Genomic DNA, 17,125 nt, shown 5'->3' with positions numbered 1-17,125 from the left:
CGCCGGCTTCAAGAGCATGCGGATTCCTTGGCGGTCGCCAGGCCGGTCGTTCGCACCGACGGCTTGCCGTTGCCGAAGATCAGCAGGCTGAAGCCGGCCAGCACCCACACCCCGATCCCACCGTAGAGCATCACCCAGCCGAAGCTGTGCACCAGCGCCGCATGCACGGCGGTGCCCGACGGATCGACCTGTGACAGCACCGGAAAACTCTCGGGCAGCGACGCAAAGCTGCCCGCCGCGACCTTCTCGGCCAGCGCGCGCAGCTGCGCTGCATCGAGCGACGCAGACAAGGCCTGCTTCAGGTGCGCGTGAATCCCTTCGAGCAGCAGGAACCCCATCAGCGCGATGTTCACGGCCAGCGTGATCAGCCGCGCGCTCATGTCCATGCCCGAGGCCATGCCCGCGCGGGCGCTCGACACCGAGCCGGTGGTGGTGTTGGTGACGGGCGTGTTCGTCAGCCCCAGCCCGATGCCGGCCAGCAGGCAGCCGGGCAGCAGCGTGAGCCAGCTCGCGTGCGCCACGCCGCTGCCCCAGCGCATCGCGACGAAGCCCAGGCCGATCACGAACAGCCCCGCCGGGATGACCACGCCGGGCCGGTAGCGCATCGACAGCCGCTCGGCCAGCGGCGGCAGCACCAGCGTGGGCAGCGTGTAGGCCAGCAGCGCCGAGCCGGCCGTGACGGCGTCGTAGCCCAGGCCGCTCTGGAAGTAGATCGGCAGGTAGATCATGAACGGCCAGAAGCTGAAGTTCATGCCGATGGAGCCGACGATCGAGCCCGAGAAATTGCGGATGCGGAAGACCGAGAAGTCGAACATCGGGTGCGGGTTGATCTTCTCCACCCACAGGAAGACCGCGAAGCAGGCCAGCGTCGCCACGAGGATGCCGATGGCCGTGGGGCTCGCGAACCCGAGGCCCGGCCCCTGCGTGATGAAGTACGTGAGGCCGAACACCGCGAGCGACAGCGTGACGATGCCCGGCAGGTCGAGCCGCTTCGCGTCGGGGTCGCTCGACTCTTCCACGCTGCCCCACACGAGCGCCAGCGCCACCACGGCCAGCGGCACGTGGACCAGGAACACCCATTCCCAGCTCGACAGCGCCACGATCGCGCCGCCGACGATCGGCCCGAAGCCCAGCCCCATGCCGAACACCACGCCCCAGATGGCGAAGGCCTTGCTGCGTTCCTTGCCTTCCTGGAACTGGTGCGAGAGCACCGCGAGCTGGCAGATCAGCATCGCGCCGCCGGCCAGGCCCTGCAGGAAGCGGCTGACGATCAGCACCCATGCGTTGCCCGCGATGCCGCACGCCAGCGAGGTGAGGCCGAACAGCACCACGCCGACGATCAGCACGCGCTTGCGGCCGTAGCGGTCGGCCACGGTGCCGGCCGCCATCAGGACCGTGGTGCAGGCGAGGGTGTAGGCGTTCATGATCCACTGCATGTCGCTGAAGTCGCCGTGCAGTGATTTTTCGAGCGTGGGAAGAATGACCGGCACGCTGGAGATTTCCAGGCCGAACATCAAGGCAATGAGGCAGACCGCGGACAGGGCGATCCGGTTCTTGCCGGCAGGGGAGAGGGACATCGGACGGTTTCCAAAAAGGCAGAGCGGCCGATTCTGGTGAAACCCTCTTCATGATGGAAATGATTTGATTTCCTAGAATTCATTAGGAAACATCATTGATCAAGATTCGCCATGGACTTCGACCCCACGCTGTTGCGCGCCTTCGTGGCCGTCAAGGAAACCGGTGGCTTCACGCGCGCCGCCGAGCGCCTGCACCTGACGCAGTCGGCCATCAGCCACCAGATCCGCAAGCTGGAAGAGCAGGTGGGCCGGCCGCTGCTGCACCGCACGACGCGCCGCCTCACGGTGACCGAGGACGGTGAAGACTTCCTGCGCTACGCGACGCAGATCCTCGACACGCTCGACGCGATGACGCGGCGCTTCCAGCCCTCGCCGATCTCGGGCGTGGTGCGCTTCGGCGTGCCGGACAACTTCATGGGCGACCGCCTGCCGCCGCTGCTCTCGCAGTTCGCGCGCGGGTTCCCGGCGGTGCGCATGGAGGTCTGCGTGAGCATGCACACCGACTTGCGCGCGGCCATCCGCGCCGGCGAGCTCGACCTCGCGGTCGTGATGTCGCCGCCCGACGTGGTGGAGGGCACCTGCCTGCGGCGCACGCAGCTGGTGTGGGCCGCGGCCGAGACCTTCGAGGTGCCGAAGGGCGCATCGCTGCCGCTGGCCTTCTTTCCGAAGCCGTGCGTCAACCGGCAGGTGGCCGGGTCGGCGCTCGACCTCACGTCGTCGCTCGACTGGCACGTGGTCTTCACCTCGGCCAGTCCGCAGGGCATTCGCGCGGCGGTGCTGGCGGGGCTCGCGGTGACGGTGCTCACGCGCGAGGAGGTGGAGCCGGGCATGAAGATCGTCGACGGCCGCTACGGCCTGCCGCCGCTGCCGAGCGCGAACTTCTCGCTGATCTGGAGCGAGAACGGCAAGACGCCGTGCGCCTGCCGCTTCGGGCAGCTGATCCTGGAGATGCCGGACCTGCCCGGCGTCGAGGCGCTGCCACCGCAGGCCTGAAGCAGCGCGAGACCAAAAAAAACGGCGCCACGAAGGCGCCGTTTTCATTTGCGAGGGAGCAGGGCTCAGAGCGAGCGCTGCTGTTCCTGCGGCTGCTGCTGTTGCTCGAACGGCAGCGACATCGAACCGAGGTCGCGGCGGGTTTCGACCAGCACCAGCGGACCTTCGTCGAGCACGATCACCGGCGGGCGCTCGCGCGGCACGTGCACCGGCTTCGGCTCGGCGGCGATTGCGGCGCGCGCCTGCGCGATGCGGTCGGCATCCGAGTTGACCCACTGCAGGCCCGAGCTTTCGGCGATCTGCGCGAGCTCGTTCAGCGGCAGTTCGAAGGCCTGCACCTTGGGCAGTGCGCGGCCGTTGCCGGCGGGCGCTGCTGCTGCTGCGGGCTTGGCTGCGGCTTCGACCACGATGGGCGCTGCGACGGGTGCCGGTGCCGGTGCGGCGGGGCGCTCGAAGCGCGGCTGCTCTTGCACTTGCGGCGCGGGTTCGCGCACTTCGACCGCGGTGGCGACCACGGCCACTGCGGCGGCTTCCGCCACCAGCGGCAGTTGCTGCTGCGGCTGGCGCTCGGCCTGGCCTTCGGCAGCCACGGCGCCTTCGGCGACCGGTGCGGCTTCCGCGCCGTTGGCTTCGTTGCCACCGTTGCCGGCGTCGTCACGCGGACCGCGTTCGCGGCGGTCACGGCCGTAACGGTCGCGCGAACGGCCGCGGCGCTCTTCACCTTCGCGGCGCGGGGCTTGCTGCTCGTTGCCTTCGTTGTTGCCTTGCTCGGCATCGCCAGCGGCAGCCGATTCGGCCACGCGTGCGTCGCCTTCGTTGGCAGCGGGCGCGTCGTTGCGGCGCTCGCGGCGGCCGTCGTTGCGCTCACCGCGCGGGCCGCGCGACTCGTCGCCACGGCCGTTGCGGGGCTGGCGTTCGCCGTCGCCGGCGGTGGCTTCATCGCGCGGCTGTTGCTGCTGCGCGTCGCCGTTGCGCTCACCGCGCTCGTTGCGTTCGCCGCCACGTTCACCACGCTCGCCGCGCTCGCCACGTTCACGGCGCTCGCCGCGGGCGCGGGGTGCGCGTTCCGCTGCGGCATTGCCGTTCTCGTCGCCACCGGGTGCCGGTTGCTGTTGCTGCGCGTCGAGGTTCAGGTTGCCGTCGAGCAAGGCTTCGGCCGGCGCGTTGCGGCCTTCGCCACCTTCGCGGCGCTCGCCGCGACCGCCACGGCGTTGTTCGCCGTCGCGCGGTGCGCGTGCTTCACGGGGCTCGCGTTGCTCGCGTGCCGGGTTGGTGCTGTCGTTGCGCTGCTCGGTGTTGCGAGCCTCGCCGCGGCGTTCGCCACCGCCGCCTTCACGGCGCTCGCCACCGCGTCCGCCACGGCGGTCGCCGTCGCGCCCACCCGAACGGCCGCCGCCTTCGCCACGGCCTTCGCCGCCGCGTCCGCCGCGGCGCTGTTCGCCGTCGGCGCCGCGCGCACCGCGCGTTTCGCCGTCACGGCCTGCACCACGACCGCCATCGCGGCGGGGCTTCGGTGCTTCGACCGGAATGGCGCTGGGGGCCGGAGCCGGTGCGGGCGCCGGCGAGGCGCCGCCGAAGAAGCTCTTGATCCAGGCCATGAAGCCGGTCTGTGCCGGGGCCGGAGCGACCACCACGGGCGGGGCCACCGGTGCGGGCGCGGGCGCAGCGCGCACCGCTTCGGGCTTGGGCGGGACCACCGGCGCGGGTGCGTCGGGCAGCACGCCCTTGATGACCGGCGTCTGCTTGTTGGTGGGTTCTTGCGAACGGCGCGTGACCGAGGTCGGGTCTTCGATCTCGTCGGCCATCTTGTAGCTGGCTTCGATGTGATCGAGGCGCGGATCGTCGTGCTTCAGGCGCTCGAGCTTGTAGTTCGGCGTTTCGAGCGTCTTGTTGGGCACCATCAGCACGGTGACGCGCTGCTTGAGCTCGATCTTGGCGATTTCGGGGCGCTTTTCGTTCAGCAGGAACGAGGCGACTTCCACGGGCACCTGCACATGCACGGCGGCCGTGTTGTCCTTCATGGACTCTTCCTGAATGATGCGCAGGATCTGCAGCGCGCTCGATTCGGTGTCGCGGATGTGGCCCGAGCCGCCGCAACGGGGGCAGGGGATCGACGAACCTTCGGACAGCGCCGGCTTCAGGCGCTGTCGGCTCATTTCCATCAGGCCGAACTTGCTGATCGAACCGAACTGCACGCGGGCGCGGTCCTGGCGCAGCGCATCGCGCAGGCGGCTTTCGACTTCGCGGCGGTTCTTCGACTCGTCCATGTCGATGAAGTCGATGACGATCAGGCCGCCCAGGTCGCGCAGGCGCATCTGGCGGGCCACTTCGTCGGCGGCTTCGAGGTTGGTGCGGGTGGCGGTTTCTTCGATGTCGCCGCCCTTGATGGCGCGGGCCGAGTTCACGTCGACCGACACCAGTGCTTCGGTGTGGTCGATCACGATGGCGCCGCCCGAGGGCAGTTGCACGGTGCGGGCGTAGGCCGACTCGATCTGGTGCTCGATCTGGAAGCGGCTGAACAGCGCCGCGTCGTCGCGGTAGCGCTTCACGCGGGCAGCATGCTCGGGCATGACGTGCGCCATGAACTGCTGCGCCTGGTCGTAGATGTCGTCGGTGTCGATCAGGATGTCGCCGATGTCGTGATTGAAGTAATCACGGATGGCGCGGATGACGAGCGACGATTCCTGATAGATCAGGAAGGCGCCCTTGCCGCCCTTGGCCGCGCCGTCGATGGCGGTCCACAGCTTGAGCAGGTAGTTCAGGTCCCACTGGAGTTCGGGCGCCGAGCGGCCAATGCCGGCGGTGCGCGCGATGATGCTCATGCCCTTCGGGTACTCGAGCTGGTCCATCGCCTCCTTGAGTTCGGCGCGGTCGTCACCCTCGATGCGGCGCGACACGCCTCCGCCACGGGGGTTGTTGGGCATCAGCACGACATAGCGGCCGGCCAGCGAGATGAAGGTGGTGAGGGCCGCGCCCTTGTTGCCGCGTTCTTCCTTTTCGACCTGGACGGTGAGTTCCTGGCCTTCACGGATCACGTCCTGGATGCGGGCCTGGCTGGCCGACACGCCTTCGGCGAAGTACTGCTTGGAGATTTCCTTGAACGGCAGGAAGCCGTGGCGGTCTTCGCCGTAGTCGACGAAACAGGCTTCGAGCGACGGCTCGACGCGGGTCACGACCGCTTTGTAGATGTTGCCCTTGCGCTGTTCGCGCCCTTCGATTTCGATTTCGTAGTCGAGCAGTTTCTGCCCGTCGACGATGGCCAGGCGGCGTTCTTCGGCCTGCGTGGCATTGATCAGCATCCGCTTCATGATGCGTTGTCCTTATATGTATCGTTCTTGCGGCTCATGACGAGCCAACGATGCACGGACGACGCCCGCGAAACCAGGGAATTGCCGCTTGGCCCCGGATGCTGTGACTGCCGCGCCAGGCGCGAGCAGGCCTCTCGAGCGTCAGCTCAAGAAGACAGCCGGGGTGGGGGCGCGTGGATGGGCGCGAGCCAGATTCGGTGTTGGGTAGCTATCTTTTTGATAGCCGATTGCGCAAGGGTGGCGCGCACTGCAGGCGATTCAATGCCTGAGGCGACTGGTCGAAACCAGGTCGACCAGCGCAGGCATATTTGAATCAGCAGCATCAACACAACAAGGGACTCGCTTCGATCCGCCTGCAGCTTGGAAGCTGCAGGCTGGGTATTCCGTATCGGTGTTTCGTGGGTGTCGGCTTGACTTGGGTGCCTGGCCTGCCACTTTGCGCGATTGCGCGGGGTTTGCGGGCTGGACGCCAAAGCGGCATCGACCTCACAGCATGGTCGTCAGTGCTCTAAACTTCTGTCTAATCAAGCACTTACACGACCGCGCTGGTGAAAAACATTATAGGTGCGAAGAAAAGCCCCGCGGGGGCTCCAAATCCCGCGGATCGACCCGCGGGCGCCGACACCGGCACGCCGCACGCCGCCATCCACTTCCTGACCGTCGACGCTGAATCCGCAGGGCAGCGGCTCGACAACTTCCTGTTTCGCCATCTGAAAGGCGTGCCGAAGACGCACGTCTACCGGATCATCCGGTCGGGCGAAGTGCGCATCAACAAGGGCCGGGCCCAGGCCGAGACCCGCATCGAAGACGGTGACCTGGTCCGGATTCCGCCGGTCCGCATCTCGCCACGCGCCGAAGAGGGCGCCACGCCGCCCGCGCCGGCGCGCGAGTTTCCGGTGCTGCTCGAAGACGAGGCCGTGCTGGCCATCGACAAGCCGGCCGGTGTCGCGGTGCACGGCGGCAGCGGCGTGAGCTTCGGCGTGATCGAACAATTGCGCACGGCGCGTCCGGGCGCCAAGTTCCTGGAACTGGTGCACCGGCTCGACCGCGAAACCTCCGGCATCCTGCTGGTCGCCAAGAAGCGCAGCGCACTGGTGGCATTGCAGGACCAGTTTCGCGAGCGCGAAACTGGCAAGACCTACCTGGCGCTGGTCGAAGGCGACTGGCCTGCCAACAAGAAGGTGCTCGACGCGCCGCTGGCCAAGTACCTGCTGCCCGATGGTTCGGGCGCCGGTGCCGGCGAGCGCCGCGTGCGCGTGGTCGCCAAGGACCACCCCGACGCGATGCGCGCCGTCACGCTGGTGCGCGTGCTGGCCCGCCTCAGCCTGCCGGGCGACGCCACGCCGCTGTCATTGCTGGCGGTGACCATCAAGACCGGGCGAACCCACCAGATCCGCGTGCACCTGGCCTCGGCCGGACATCCGATTGCCGGCGACGACAAGTACGGCGAGTCCGATCGGCAGCGTGCCCTGCACAAGCTCGGCCTCAAGCGCATGTTCCTGCATGCGTGGCGGCTGCAATTCAACCACCCGGCCAGTGGCGAGCGCATCGCGCTGCAGGCCGGACTGCCGCCCGAGCTGCATGCGCTGATGTCGCGTGCGGCGCTCGAGGCGATGGCCCAACATCCCACCCCCACGGCCCATGACTGATTCTTCCGCCCGCCCTGCACGTTCCCCTCGCTTCGACCTGATCGCCTTCGACTGGGACGGCACGCTCTACGACTCCACCCGCCTGATCGTGCGCTGCATCCAGGCGGCCGTGGTGGATGTCGGCGGCGCCAAGCCCAGCGAGGACGATGCCGCCTGGGTGATCGGCCTGGGCCTGGCCGAGGCGCTCGCGCGCGCGGCGCCCGACGTGCCGAAGGAAAAGTACCCCGAACTCGGCGCCCGCTACCGCTACCACTTCCTGCAGCACCAGGACGACCTTGTGCTGTTTGACGGCGTGCTGCCCATGCTCGACGCGCTGCGCGCGCGCGGCCACAAGCTGGCCGTGGCCACGGGCAAGTCGCGCCGCGGCCTCAACGAAGCATTGAAGACGGTGGCGCTGCGCGACCGCTTCGACGCCTCGCGCACCGCCGACGAAACCTTCGGCAAGCCGCATCCGCGCATGCTGCTCGAACTCATGGAAGAGCTCGACGTGCCGGCCGAGCGCACGCTGATGATCGGCGACACCACGCACGACCTGCAGCTGGCGCAGAACGCCGGCTGTGCCAGCGTGGGCGTGGGCTTCGGCGCGCATGCGTCGTCGACCTTCGACGAATTCAAGCCGCTGTACGTGGCGCAGTCGATCGCCGAGCTGCAGGCCTGGCTGCTCGACAACGCCTGAGGGGCAGGGCATGAGCAACCAGCGCATCCCGCTGTGCAACGCTTCGGACCTGGTCGAGGGCGGCAACGCCGTGCCCTTCGACGTGGTCCACGGCGGCGAAACCTGTCGCGCCTTCGCAGTGCGTTTCGAGGGCCTGCCGCATGCGTACCTCAACCGCTGCAGCCATGTGGCGATGGAGATGGACTTCCAGCCCGACCGCTTCTTCGACGACAGCGGCCAGTGGCTGCTGTGCGCCACCCACGGCGCCGTCTACAAGCCCGACAGCGGCGAATGCGCGGGCGGGCCGTGTCGCGGCGGGCTCGTGAAGATCGCGCTGAGCGAAGAAGACGGCGTGGTGCACTGGCATACTGACTGGAACCTCCAACCTCTTTCCTTCTGACATGACCGATCCGAACCGCAGGGAACCCCAGGGTTTCGAACCGCTGGAGCCGGCCGTCCCCCTCACGACATCCCAAGACAGCCCCCGTACCATGGCCCAAGACCCCACGCAGCGCCCCGGGTGGGAGCGCGCCACGCTCGAGAAACTCGCGTTCGCCTCCCTGAATGAGCAGAAGGCCACGCGCCGCTGGAAGACCTTCGTGCGCCTGGGCTGGCTGGCTTTCTTCGTGTTCCTGGCCTGGTTCGCGTTCTCGCGCAGCACGCCCAGCACCGCCAAGACCACGGCCCACACGGCCGTCGTCGAGATCAAGGGCGAGATCGCCAACGGCGGCGACGCCAGCGCCGAGTTCGTGATTGCCGCCATGAAGACGGCCTTCGAGGACGAGGGCGCCAAGGGCGTGGTGCTGCTGATCAACTCGCCCGGCGGAAGCCCGGTGCAGGCCGGCATCATCAACGACGAGATCAAGCGCCTGAAGGCCAAGCACAAGAAGCCGGTCTATGCGGTGGTCGAAGAAACCTGCGCTTCGGCGGCGTACTACATCGCCGCCGCCGCAGACAAGATCTTCGTCGACAAGGCCAGCATCGTCGGCAGCATCGGCGTGCTGATGGACGGCTTCGGCTTCACCGGCGTGATGGAAAAGGTCGGCGTGGAGCGCCGGCTGCTGACGGCCGGCGAGAACAAGGGCTTCCTCGACCCGTTCAGTCCGATGAGCGACGCACAGCGCGCGCATGCCCAGACGATGCTCAACCAGATCCACACGCAGTTCATCAACGTCGTGAAGACCGGCCGCGGCGACCGCCTCAAGCTTGACACCCCGGGCCTGTTCAGCGGCCTCTTCTGGAGCGGCGAGCAGGCTGTCGAATTCGGCCTGGCCGACCAATTGGGCAACGTCGACTTCGTGGCACGCGAGGTGATCAAGGCCGAGGAAGTCATCGACTACACGCGCCGCGACAACGTGGCTGAGAAGCTGGCCAAGAAGTTCGGCGCCGCCATGGGCGCGGCTTCGGTGAGCGCACTGAGGACTTCGCCGGCGCTGCGCTGAGCGCGGCTCTTGTCAGGCGGCGCTGCTGTCGCCGCTGCCGGTGAACCGGGCCAAGGCTGCCAGCGCGGCGGCAAAGGCCACCACCACATAGAGCGCGGCGGTCAGCGAACTGACCCGCGCCAGCAGGCCGATCACCGCAGGCCCTGCCATGAACCCCAAGTAAGCGATGGCCGACACGGCCGCAATGCCGTTGGCGGGCGCCACGCCCGGCACGCGGGCCGAGGCCCCGAACAGGATCGGCACCACGTTCGCAAAACCGACGCCGACCCCCGCGAAGCCGAGCAGCGCGAGCCAGGGCAGGTCGGTCAGCAATACCAACGTCATGGCCGCTGCCGCGAGCAGGCCGCTGCCACGCAGCAATGCGGTGGGTGAGAAGCGGGCGCGCATCGCGTCGCCGCCGAAACGCGCGGCCGCCATCGCGGCGGAAAAGCTCGCATAGGCCAGTGCGGCCTGCTGCTGCGGGCTTCCCAGTTCCTGCTGCATGTAGAGCACGCTCCAGTCGTAGATGGCGCCCTCGGCGATCAGTCCCAGCGCGGCCAGCACGCCGAGCACCGCGAGCACGCCGCGCGGCAGGCGAAAGCCGTGGTCCGCTGCGGCTGCGCCGTCAGCGGGTGCGGTCGGCGTGAGCAGCATGCGCGTCGATGCGATTGCGACGACCCCGATCATCACTACGGCCACTGTCCACAAGTGCGTCTGGGGTGCCATGCCGGCGGCCAGCGCCGCGCTGCCGCTCGCGGCGCCGACCATGCCGCCGAGGCTGAACATGCCGTGCATGCCGCTCATCAACGGCTGGTTGCCGCGCAACTCGAGCTGCGCAGCCTCGGTGTTGATCGCCACGTCGAACACGCTGGTGACGAGGCCGAACACCGCCAGCAGGCCCAGCAGCGCGGCATAGCCCGGCATCGCGATGAGGCCGGCGATCAGCAGTGCGTAGATGCAGCCGCAGAGCGCGGCCATGCGGCGCGGGCCGTGACGGCCGATCCAGCGCCCGGCGCTGGTCAGGCCGACCATCGCGCCGGCACCGGCCGCGAGCATGGCGAGCCCAAGCTGGGCCTCGTCGATGGCGTAGTGCGCCTTGACCGTCGGCACATGCACGCCCCAGGTCGCAAAGATGAAGCCCGACGCGAAGAACTGGGCGCGCGACGCCCAGCGCGTACCGGCCGTGACGCCCGGCCCCACCGTCAGCGCCCGATCGCGAACACGGCGGGCAGGCGCTCGTCGGTCGTGGCCTGCGGCTTGGCGGCGCGCCAGGCTTTCACCGTCTCGCTGCGCACCTGCGCGGTCGCCAGCGTCAGGCCGCGCGCGACCGCGAGCCGGGTGTTGTGCTGCAGCGTCTGCACCAGCGCCTGCAGCAGGGCGGCGTTGCGGTACGGCGTTTCGATGAAGAGCTGCGTCTGGCCGGTCTTGAGTGCGAGCGCCTCGAGCTCGCGGATGCGCGCCTGGCGTTCGCCGCCGTCCTGCGGCAGGTAGCCGACGAAGGCGAAGTTCTGTCCGTTCAGGCCGCTTGCTGCGAGGGCCAGCAGCAAAGACACCGGTCCGGTGAGCGGCACGACGGTGATGCCCAGGTCGTGCGCGGCGCGTGCCACCGACGAGCCCGGGTCGGCCACGGCGGGCATGCCGGCTTCGCTCAGCAGGCCGACGTCGTGGCCCTGGAGTGCGGGGGCCAGCAGCGGCCGGGCGTCGAATTGGCCGGCGTGGTCGCCTTTCTTGTGCACTTCGCGCGGCAGTTCCTGGATGTTCTGCGCTTGCAGCGGCGCGGCCAGCGGGGCGACTGCGTCGATGCGCTTCAGGTAGGCGCGCGCCGACTTGGCGTTCTCGCAGATCCAGTGCGTGATGCCGGCGGCGGCCTGCAGCGTGCCTAGGGGCAGGGCGTCCTGCAGTGGTGCCTGGAGGTCGCAGCCGAAATCGAGCGGCGCGGGAACGAGGTAGAGCTTGCCTGGGGTGGTCACAGCAGGTCGACCCCCGCGGCGCGCAGCATCCGGCAGGTGCGGATCAGGGGCAGGCCGACCAGCGCGGTCGGGTCGTCGCTGTCGATGGCGTCGAGCAGCGCGATGCCGAAGCCTTCGCTCTTGGCGCTGCCGGCGCAGTCGTAGGGCTGCTCTGCCAATAGATAGCGCTCGATGGCGGCATCGGAGAGGTCGCGGAACACCACGCGCACGGGGGCGATGTCGCGCTGGACGAAGCCCGTGGCATGGCAGACGACGGCCACGGCGGTCTGGAAGATCAGCGTCTGGCCGCGCATCCGGCGCAGCTGGGCGGTGGCCCGTGCGTGGTCGCCGGGCTTGCCGAGCGCCTCGCCCGCCAGGTCGGCGACCTGGTCGGAGCCGATCACCACCGCGTCGGGAAAGCGTGCGGCCACGGCATTGGCCTTTTCAAGCGCCAGGCGCTCGGCCAGCGCGCGGGGCGTTTCGCCTGCGTGCGGGGTTTCGTCGACGTCGGGGGCATGCACCTCGAAGGGCAGATGGAGGCGGGTGAGCAGTTCGCGGCGGTAGCGCGAGGTCGAGGCAAGGATCACGGTGCGTTGCATGCAGCGATTGTGCGTGAGCGACCGGACCCGACCCGTGCGGTGGGTTGCTCGCCTGGGAAGCCGGCCGGCGCGCTAGACTGGGACGGATGAAGAGAGAATTTGCCCCCGAAAGGCTCAATGTGCCCGCGTTCACCGCGGCGGCCGCCACCCTGGACGGCGACGACCCGGTTCCTGGCTTTGCGCGCCTCGCCGCCGAACTGGCAACGCCGGCCACCGATGCGTTGGTCCACTGGGAAGCGACTGGCGAGGAGCGCCCCGGCGCCGACGGCAAGGCGACGTCCTGGCTGCACCTGGACGTCGAAACCACCGTGTCGCTGGTGTGCCAGCGCTGCCTGTCGCCCGTCGATACCGAGCTGTTCGTGGACCGCTGGTTCCGTTTCGTGGCCGATGAAGCCACGGCCGAGGCGGAAGACGAGGATTCCGACGAGGACCTGCTGGTGATCAGCCGCGATTTCGATTTGCGCGAGCTCATCGAGGACGAGCTGCTGATGGAAATCCCCACCATGCCGGTCCACGACGTATGCCCGACGCCGGTCCGCCTCTCGTCCAGCGACGACGATTTCCAGGCGGCCGAAGAGGCCAAGCCGAACCCCTTTGCCGTGCTCGGCGCGTTGCGTCCGCGCAAGCCGGAAGAGGGCAAGTAGCCCTTTCTCTGCAGCTGGGCTATAATCATGGGCTTCGCGCGCGCCGCCGTGAGCAGCAATGCATACAAGGCAAAGGCAGAACGTGGCATTCCATGCATGCCGCCGGAGCTTTCGCCTCATTGCCACCGCTTGAGCCCGCATCCAGTCACCCACCTAACCGTCCAGGAGCCATCATGGCCGTCCAGCAAAACAAGAAGTCGCCTTCCAAGCGCGGCATGCACCGTTCACACAACGCTCTGGTTGTCCCCGGCATCGCCGTGGAGCCGACCACTGGCGAAACGCACCTGCGCCACCACATCAGCCCCAACGGTTTCTACCGTGGCCGTCAGGTGCTCAAGAACAAGTCCGAAGCCTGATCTCGAATCCCAAGGCCAAGGCCCGAAGCTACTTTTGCTGTAGCGTCGGGCCTTTGTTTTGATGGCTGCGCCTTTTTCTCCCGAACTCACTGCTGCGCCCGCCGCAATCACGCTCGCCGTGGATTGCATGGGGGGTGACCATGGGCCGCGTGTCACGCTCGCGGCCTGCCGCGCGTTTCTCGAGCGGCACAGCGAAGCCTCGTTGCTGCTGGTCGGTGCGCCGGCCGCTTTGGCAGGGTTTGCCGACCATCCGCGTGCCCGCATCGTGCCGGCCAGCGAAGTGGTCGGCATGGACGATCCCATTGAAATCGCCTTGCGCAAGAAGAAGGACTCTTCGATGCGCGTCGCGATCCAGCAAGTCAAAGATGGCACCGCGCAAGCGGCCATATCTGCTGGCAACACGGGTGCATTGATGGCGATTGCACGCTATCTGCTCAAGACGCTCGATGGTATCGATCGGCCGGCCATCGCTCCCCAGCTGCCGAACGTGAAGGGCGGGGCGACCACCGTGCTTGATCTCGGTGCCAACGTTGATTGCGACGCCGAAGACCTGCTGCAGTTCGCCGTGCTTGGTTCGGCGCTCGTTTCGGCGCTGACTGGCAACGAGTCGCCTTCAGTGGGTCTGCTCAATATTGGCGAAGAAGCCATCAAGGGCAGCGAAACCATCAAGAAGGCGAGCCAACTGCTGCGTACGGCTGCCAACTCCAAGGATCTGAACTTCTACGGCAACGTGGAAGGCAACGACATTTTCAAGGGCACGACCGACATCGTCGTGTGCGATGGATTTGTCGGCAATGTGGCGTTGAAGGCCAGCGAAGGTGTCGCCTCGATGATCGGCGAGTTCATTCGGGTCGAGTTCTCGCGGAATATTTTCACCAAACTGGTTGCAGTTGTCGCTTACCCGGTTCTAAAAGCGTTCAAAGGTCGTCTGGATCACCGGCGCTACAACGGCGCAGCCCTTTTGGGTCTGCGCGGGCTGGTATTCAAGAGCCATGGCTCGGCCGACGAAGTGGCTTTCGGCCATGCGTTGGATCGCGCTTATGATGCCGCTCGCAACAACCTGCTCGATCGCGTGCGGGCCCGCATCGCCCACGCCGCGCCTTTGCTCGCGCGGCAGGAGTCGGCGGCGCCGGCCGACGCGACAGCCCTTCACGCTTGATGACCCCTTTTTCGCGCATTACCGGCACCGGCAGCTACCTGCCCCCCCGCCGCGTCACCAATGACGACCTTGCCAAGGATCTGGCGACACGCGGCATCGAAACTTCCGATCAGTGGATCGTCGAGCGCACCGGCATTCACGCGCGCCACTTCGCCGCGCCCGATGTCAGCAGCAGCGATCTCGGCCTCGAAGCCGCAAAGCACGCGCTGGAAGCCGCCGGCCGCAAGGCGAGCGATGTCGACCTGATCATCGTCGCGACCTCGACGCCGGACATGGTGTTCCCGTCGTCGGCCGCGATCCTCCAGCACAAGCTCGGCATTGCCGGCTGCCCGGCCTTCGACGTCCAGGCGGTCTGCAGCGGTTTCGTCTACGCACTGACAGTGGCCGACGCGATGATCCGCACGGGCACTGCGCGCTGCGCGCTGGTGATCGGCGCCGAAGTGTTCTCCCGCATCCTCGACTTCAACGACCGCACGACCTGCGTGCTGTTCGGCGACGGCGCGGGCGCGGTGGTGCTCGAAGCCTCCGACGAGCCCGGCATCCTGGCCAGCGACCTGCATGCCGACGGCAAGCACGTCGGCATCCTGTGCGTACCCGGCCATGTGTCGGGCGGCAACGTGCTCGGCACGCCGCTGCTGCACATGGACGGCCAGGCCGTCTTCAAACTGGCGGTGCGCGTGCTCGAAGATGCCGCGCGCGCCACGCTCGCCAAGGCGGGCAAGACCGAAGCCGACATCGACTGGCTGATCCCGCACCAGGCCAATATCCGCATCATGGAAGGCACGGCCAAGAAGCTGAAGCTGCCGCGCGAGAAGCTGGTGGTCACGGTGCACGAGCACGGCAACACCTCGGCCGCCTCGATCCCGCTGGCGCTCGACGAAGCCGTGCGCTCGGGCAAGGTGAAGAAGGGTGAGACCCTCATGCTGGAAGGCGTGGGCGGTGGCTTCACCTGGGGCGCGGTGCTATTGAATCTGTAGTGTGTCGCGGCGCCCCGGAGCGGGCGTCGGCGCGGTGACGAAGAAACAACAATGAAATCCTTTGCTTTTGTCTTTCCGGGTCAGGGCTCGCAGGCGGTCGGCATGCTCGACGCCTGGGGCGATCACCCGGCCGTGGCCGAGACCCTGCGCGAAGCCTCCGAAGCGCTGGGCGAAGACATCGGTGCCCTGATCAAGAACGGCCCCAAGGAAGAGCTGGCGCTCACCACCAACACGCAGCCCGTGATGCTGGTGGCCGGTGTGGCCGCATGGCGCGCCTGGCTGGCCGAGGGCGGCGCCACGCCGTCCGTGGTGGCCGGCCATTCGCTGGGTGAGTATTCGGCGCTGGTGGCGTCGGGCGTGCTGACGCTCGCGCAGGCCGCGCCGCTGGTGCGTTTTCGTGCGCAGGCCATGCAGCAGGCGGTGCCGGTCGGCGTCGGCGCGATGGCGGCGATCCTCGGCATGGCGTCGGACAAGGTCATCGCAGGTTGCGCGGAAGCTACCGCCACGTTCGGCCCCGGCAGCGCCGAGGTGGTCGAGGCCGTGAATTTCAACGATCCGATGCAGACCGTGATCGCCGGCAGCAAGGCCGCGGTCGACAAGGCCTGCGAGCTGCTGAAGGTCAATGGCGCCAAGCGCGCATTGCCGCTGCCGGTGTCGGCGCCATTTCATTCGAGCCTGATGAAGCCCGCAGCTGAAGCCCTGCGCGAGAAGCTCGCGAGCGTGGTGCTGGCCGCCCCGCAGATTCCGGTGCTCAACAACATCGACGTGGCCGTCGAGACCGATGCCGACCGCATCCGCGACGCCCTGGTGCGCCAGGCTGCCGGCCCGGTGCGCTGGGTCGAGAGCGTTCAGGCCTTGAAACTGCGCGGTGCAACCGCCATCATCGAGTGCGGTCCCGGCAAGGTGCTGGCCGGCATGGTGAAGCGCATCGCCCCCGAACTGGAAGCCGCGTCGGTGTACGACCCGGCCACCCTCGCGGACGTCCGACAATCGCTCGCCGGCTGAACGCCGCCAGGCCCCGATACTCTTTCTCTTTTATGAGCACTCCCAAATTCGAAGGCCAGGTCGCCCTGGTCACCGGCGCAACGCGCGGCATCGGCGCTGCCATTGCGCTCGAACTCGCGCAGCGCGGCCTCAAGGTCGTGGGCACTGGCACCACCGACGACGGCGCCGCCAAGATCACCCAGGCGCTGAGCGCGTTCGACGGCCGTGGCCGTGCGCTCGACGTGAACGACGGTGCTGCCGTCGAAGCCCTGATCGATGAGATCGTGCAGGCTTACGGCGCGATCCACGTGCTGGTCAACAACGCCGGCATCACGCGCGACACGCTCGCCATGCGCATGAAGGACGACGACTGGGACGCGGTGCTCGACACCAACCTCAAGGCCGTGTTCCGCCTCTCGCGCGCCGTGATCCGCCCGATGATGAAGCAGCGCTACGGCCGCATCATCAGCATCACGAGCGTGGTGGGTGCGTCCGGCAATGCCGGCCAGGCCAACTACGCGGCCGCCAAGGCCGGCGTGTCGGGCATGACCCGCGCACTGGCCCGTGAACTGGGCAGCCGCAACATCACGGTCAACTGCGTCGCGCCGGGCTTCATCGAAACCGACATGACGGCCAGCCTGCCGGAAGCCCAGCAACAGGCGCTGCTCTCGCAGATCCCGCTGGGCCACCTGGGCAAGCCGGCCGACATCGCGCATGCGGTGGCCTACCTCGCATCGCCGCAGGCCTCGTACGTGACGGGGCAGGAACTGCACGTCAACGGCGGCATGCACATGTAGCCGAAAGGCGCAATCTTTTTCCGTACCGGAGCGCGGGGCAAATGCCACGGGCCGCCC

16 protein-coding genes are annotated in these 17,125 nt (G+C 67.9%); 11 read left to right on the top strand and 5 right to left on the bottom strand.

The genetic code is table 11. The annotated features are described in order from the left end of the window. Nucleotides 1-8: 8 nt before the first annotated feature. Nucleotides 9-1,577: an MFS transporter gene (locus tag AC07OH_RS19760; RefSeq protein ID WP_495301836.1), complete on the bottom strand. Its 1,569-nt coding sequence runs from the start codon at nt 1,575-1,577 to the stop codon at nt 9-11. A gap of 111 nt (nt 1,578-1,688) precedes the next feature. Here AC07OH_RS19760 and AC07OH_RS19755 point away from each other — a divergent pair, with 111 nt between their 5' ends. Further along, nucleotides 1,689-2,570 (top strand): LysR family transcriptional regulator, encoded by an 882-nt coding sequence (locus AC07OH_RS19755; protein ID WP_495301835.1) that lies wholly within the window; start codon nt 1,689-1,691, stop codon nt 2,568-2,570. Nucleotides 2,571-2,635: 65 nt separating this feature from the next. Here AC07OH_RS19755 and AC07OH_RS19750 read toward each other — a convergent pair whose 3' ends face one another. Beyond that, entirely contained in the window at nt 2,636-5,878 is a 3,243-nt protein-coding gene (locus AC07OH_RS19750; protein ID WP_495301834.1) for an Rne/Rng family ribonuclease, read from the bottom strand. Between the two features lie 548 nt (nt 5,879-6,426). On the opposite strand from AC07OH_RS19750, the gene AC07OH_RS19745 reads away from it, so the two are divergent. From AC07OH_RS19745 to AC07OH_RS19730, 4 genes are read left to right on the top strand one after another with little or no spacing between them, the layout of a single operon-like run. Beyond that, on the top strand, nt 6,427-7,527 hold the full coding sequence (locus AC07OH_RS19745) for an RluA family pseudouridine synthase (protein WP_062475576.1): 1,101 nt from the start codon (nt 6,427-6,429) through the stop codon (nt 7,525-7,527). Then, nucleotides 7,520-8,203, top strand: a complete 684-nt coding sequence (locus AC07OH_RS19740) for an HAD family hydrolase (RefSeq protein ID WP_099795552.1) — start codon at nt 7,520-7,522, stop codon at nt 8,201-8,203. Before AC07OH_RS19745 ends, AC07OH_RS19740 begins: the two co-directional genes overlap by 8 nt. A gap of 10 nt (nt 8,204-8,213) precedes the next feature. After that, nucleotides 8,214-8,582, top strand: coding sequence for a Rieske (2Fe-2S) protein (locus AC07OH_RS19735; RefSeq protein WP_495301833.1), 369 nt, complete (start codon nt 8,214-8,216; stop codon nt 8,580-8,582). A 1-nt stretch (nt 8,583) separates the two neighbouring features. Beyond that, complete coding sequence (locus AC07OH_RS19730) at nt 8,584-9,624, top strand: S49 family peptidase (RefSeq protein ID WP_495301832.1); 1,041 nt, start codon at nt 8,584-8,586, stop codon at nt 9,622-9,624. Nucleotides 9,625-9,636: 12 nt separating this feature from the next. Here the strand turns inward: AC07OH_RS19730 and AC07OH_RS19725 are convergent, their stop codons facing one another. Genes AC07OH_RS19725 through AC07OH_RS19715 form a run of 3 tightly spaced genes read right to left on the bottom strand, consistent with a single transcriptional unit; the run spans nt 9,637 to nt 12,151 of the window. Next, entirely contained in the window at nt 9,637-10,803 is a 1,167-nt protein-coding gene (locus AC07OH_RS19725) for an MFS transporter (RefSeq protein ID WP_495301831.1), read from the bottom strand. 2 nt (nt 10,804-10,805) lie between these two features. Continuing rightward, nucleotides 10,806-11,573 carry an SAM-dependent methyltransferase gene (locus tag AC07OH_RS19720; RefSeq protein WP_495301830.1) on the bottom strand — a complete coding sequence of 256 codons (768 nt, stop codon included), beginning with the start codon at nt 11,571-11,573 and terminating at the stop codon, nt 10,806-10,808. Continuing rightward, entirely contained in the window at nt 11,570-12,151 is a 582-nt protein-coding gene (locus tag AC07OH_RS19715; RefSeq protein ID WP_495301829.1) for a Maf family protein, read from the bottom strand. The genes AC07OH_RS19720 and AC07OH_RS19715 overlap by 4 nt, the downstream gene beginning before the upstream one ends. An 86-nt stretch (nt 12,152-12,237) precedes the next feature. Between AC07OH_RS19715 and AC07OH_RS19710 the strand changes: the two genes are divergently transcribed. The 6 genes from AC07OH_RS19710 (at nt 12,238) to fabG (ending at nt 17,068) form a co-directional block, all read left to right on the top strand. Then, a complete protein-coding gene (locus AC07OH_RS19710) occupies nt 12,238-12,795 on the top strand; it encodes a YceD family protein (RefSeq protein ID WP_495301828.1) in 558 nt (185 codons plus the stop codon). A 173-nt stretch (nt 12,796-12,968) separates the two neighbouring features. Continuing rightward, complete coding sequence (gene rpmF, locus AC07OH_RS19705) at nt 12,969-13,151, top strand: 50S ribosomal protein L32 (RefSeq protein ID WP_007830466.1); 183 nt, start codon at nt 12,969-12,971, stop codon at nt 13,149-13,151. A 61-nt stretch (nt 13,152-13,212) separates the two neighbouring features. After that, the gene (gene plsX, locus AC07OH_RS19700) at nt 13,213-14,310 is read left to right on the top strand and encodes a phosphate acyltransferase PlsX (protein WP_495301827.1); all 1,098 of its coding nucleotides are present in this window, start codon (nt 13,213-13,215) and stop codon (nt 14,308-14,310) included. Next, on the top strand, nt 14,310-15,287 hold the full coding sequence (locus AC07OH_RS19695; RefSeq protein ID WP_070062242.1) for a beta-ketoacyl-ACP synthase III: 978 nt from the start codon (nt 14,310-14,312) through the stop codon (nt 15,285-15,287). The genes plsX and AC07OH_RS19695 overlap by 1 nt, the downstream gene beginning before the upstream one ends. A gap of 51 nt (nt 15,288-15,338) precedes the next feature. Continuing rightward, nucleotides 15,339-16,292 carry an ACP S-malonyltransferase gene (gene fabD / locus AC07OH_RS19690; RefSeq protein WP_495301826.1) on the top strand — a complete coding sequence of 318 codons (954 nt, stop codon included), beginning with the start codon at nt 15,339-15,341 and terminating at the stop codon, nt 16,290-16,292. Between the two features lie 32 nt (nt 16,293-16,324). Beyond that, nucleotides 16,325-17,068: a 3-oxoacyl-ACP reductase FabG gene (fabG, locus tag AC07OH_RS19685; RefSeq protein ID WP_062475549.1), complete on the top strand. Its 744-nt coding sequence runs from the start codon at nt 16,325-16,327 to the stop codon at nt 17,066-17,068. Nucleotides 17,069-17,125: the final 57 nt, after the last annotated feature.

It is taken from the genome of Variovorax sp. GW821-FHT10C12 (assembly GCF_059415405.1).
The sequence above is the reverse complement of the archived record's forward strand: the minus strand, read 5'-3'. Positions and strand labels throughout refer to the sequence as shown.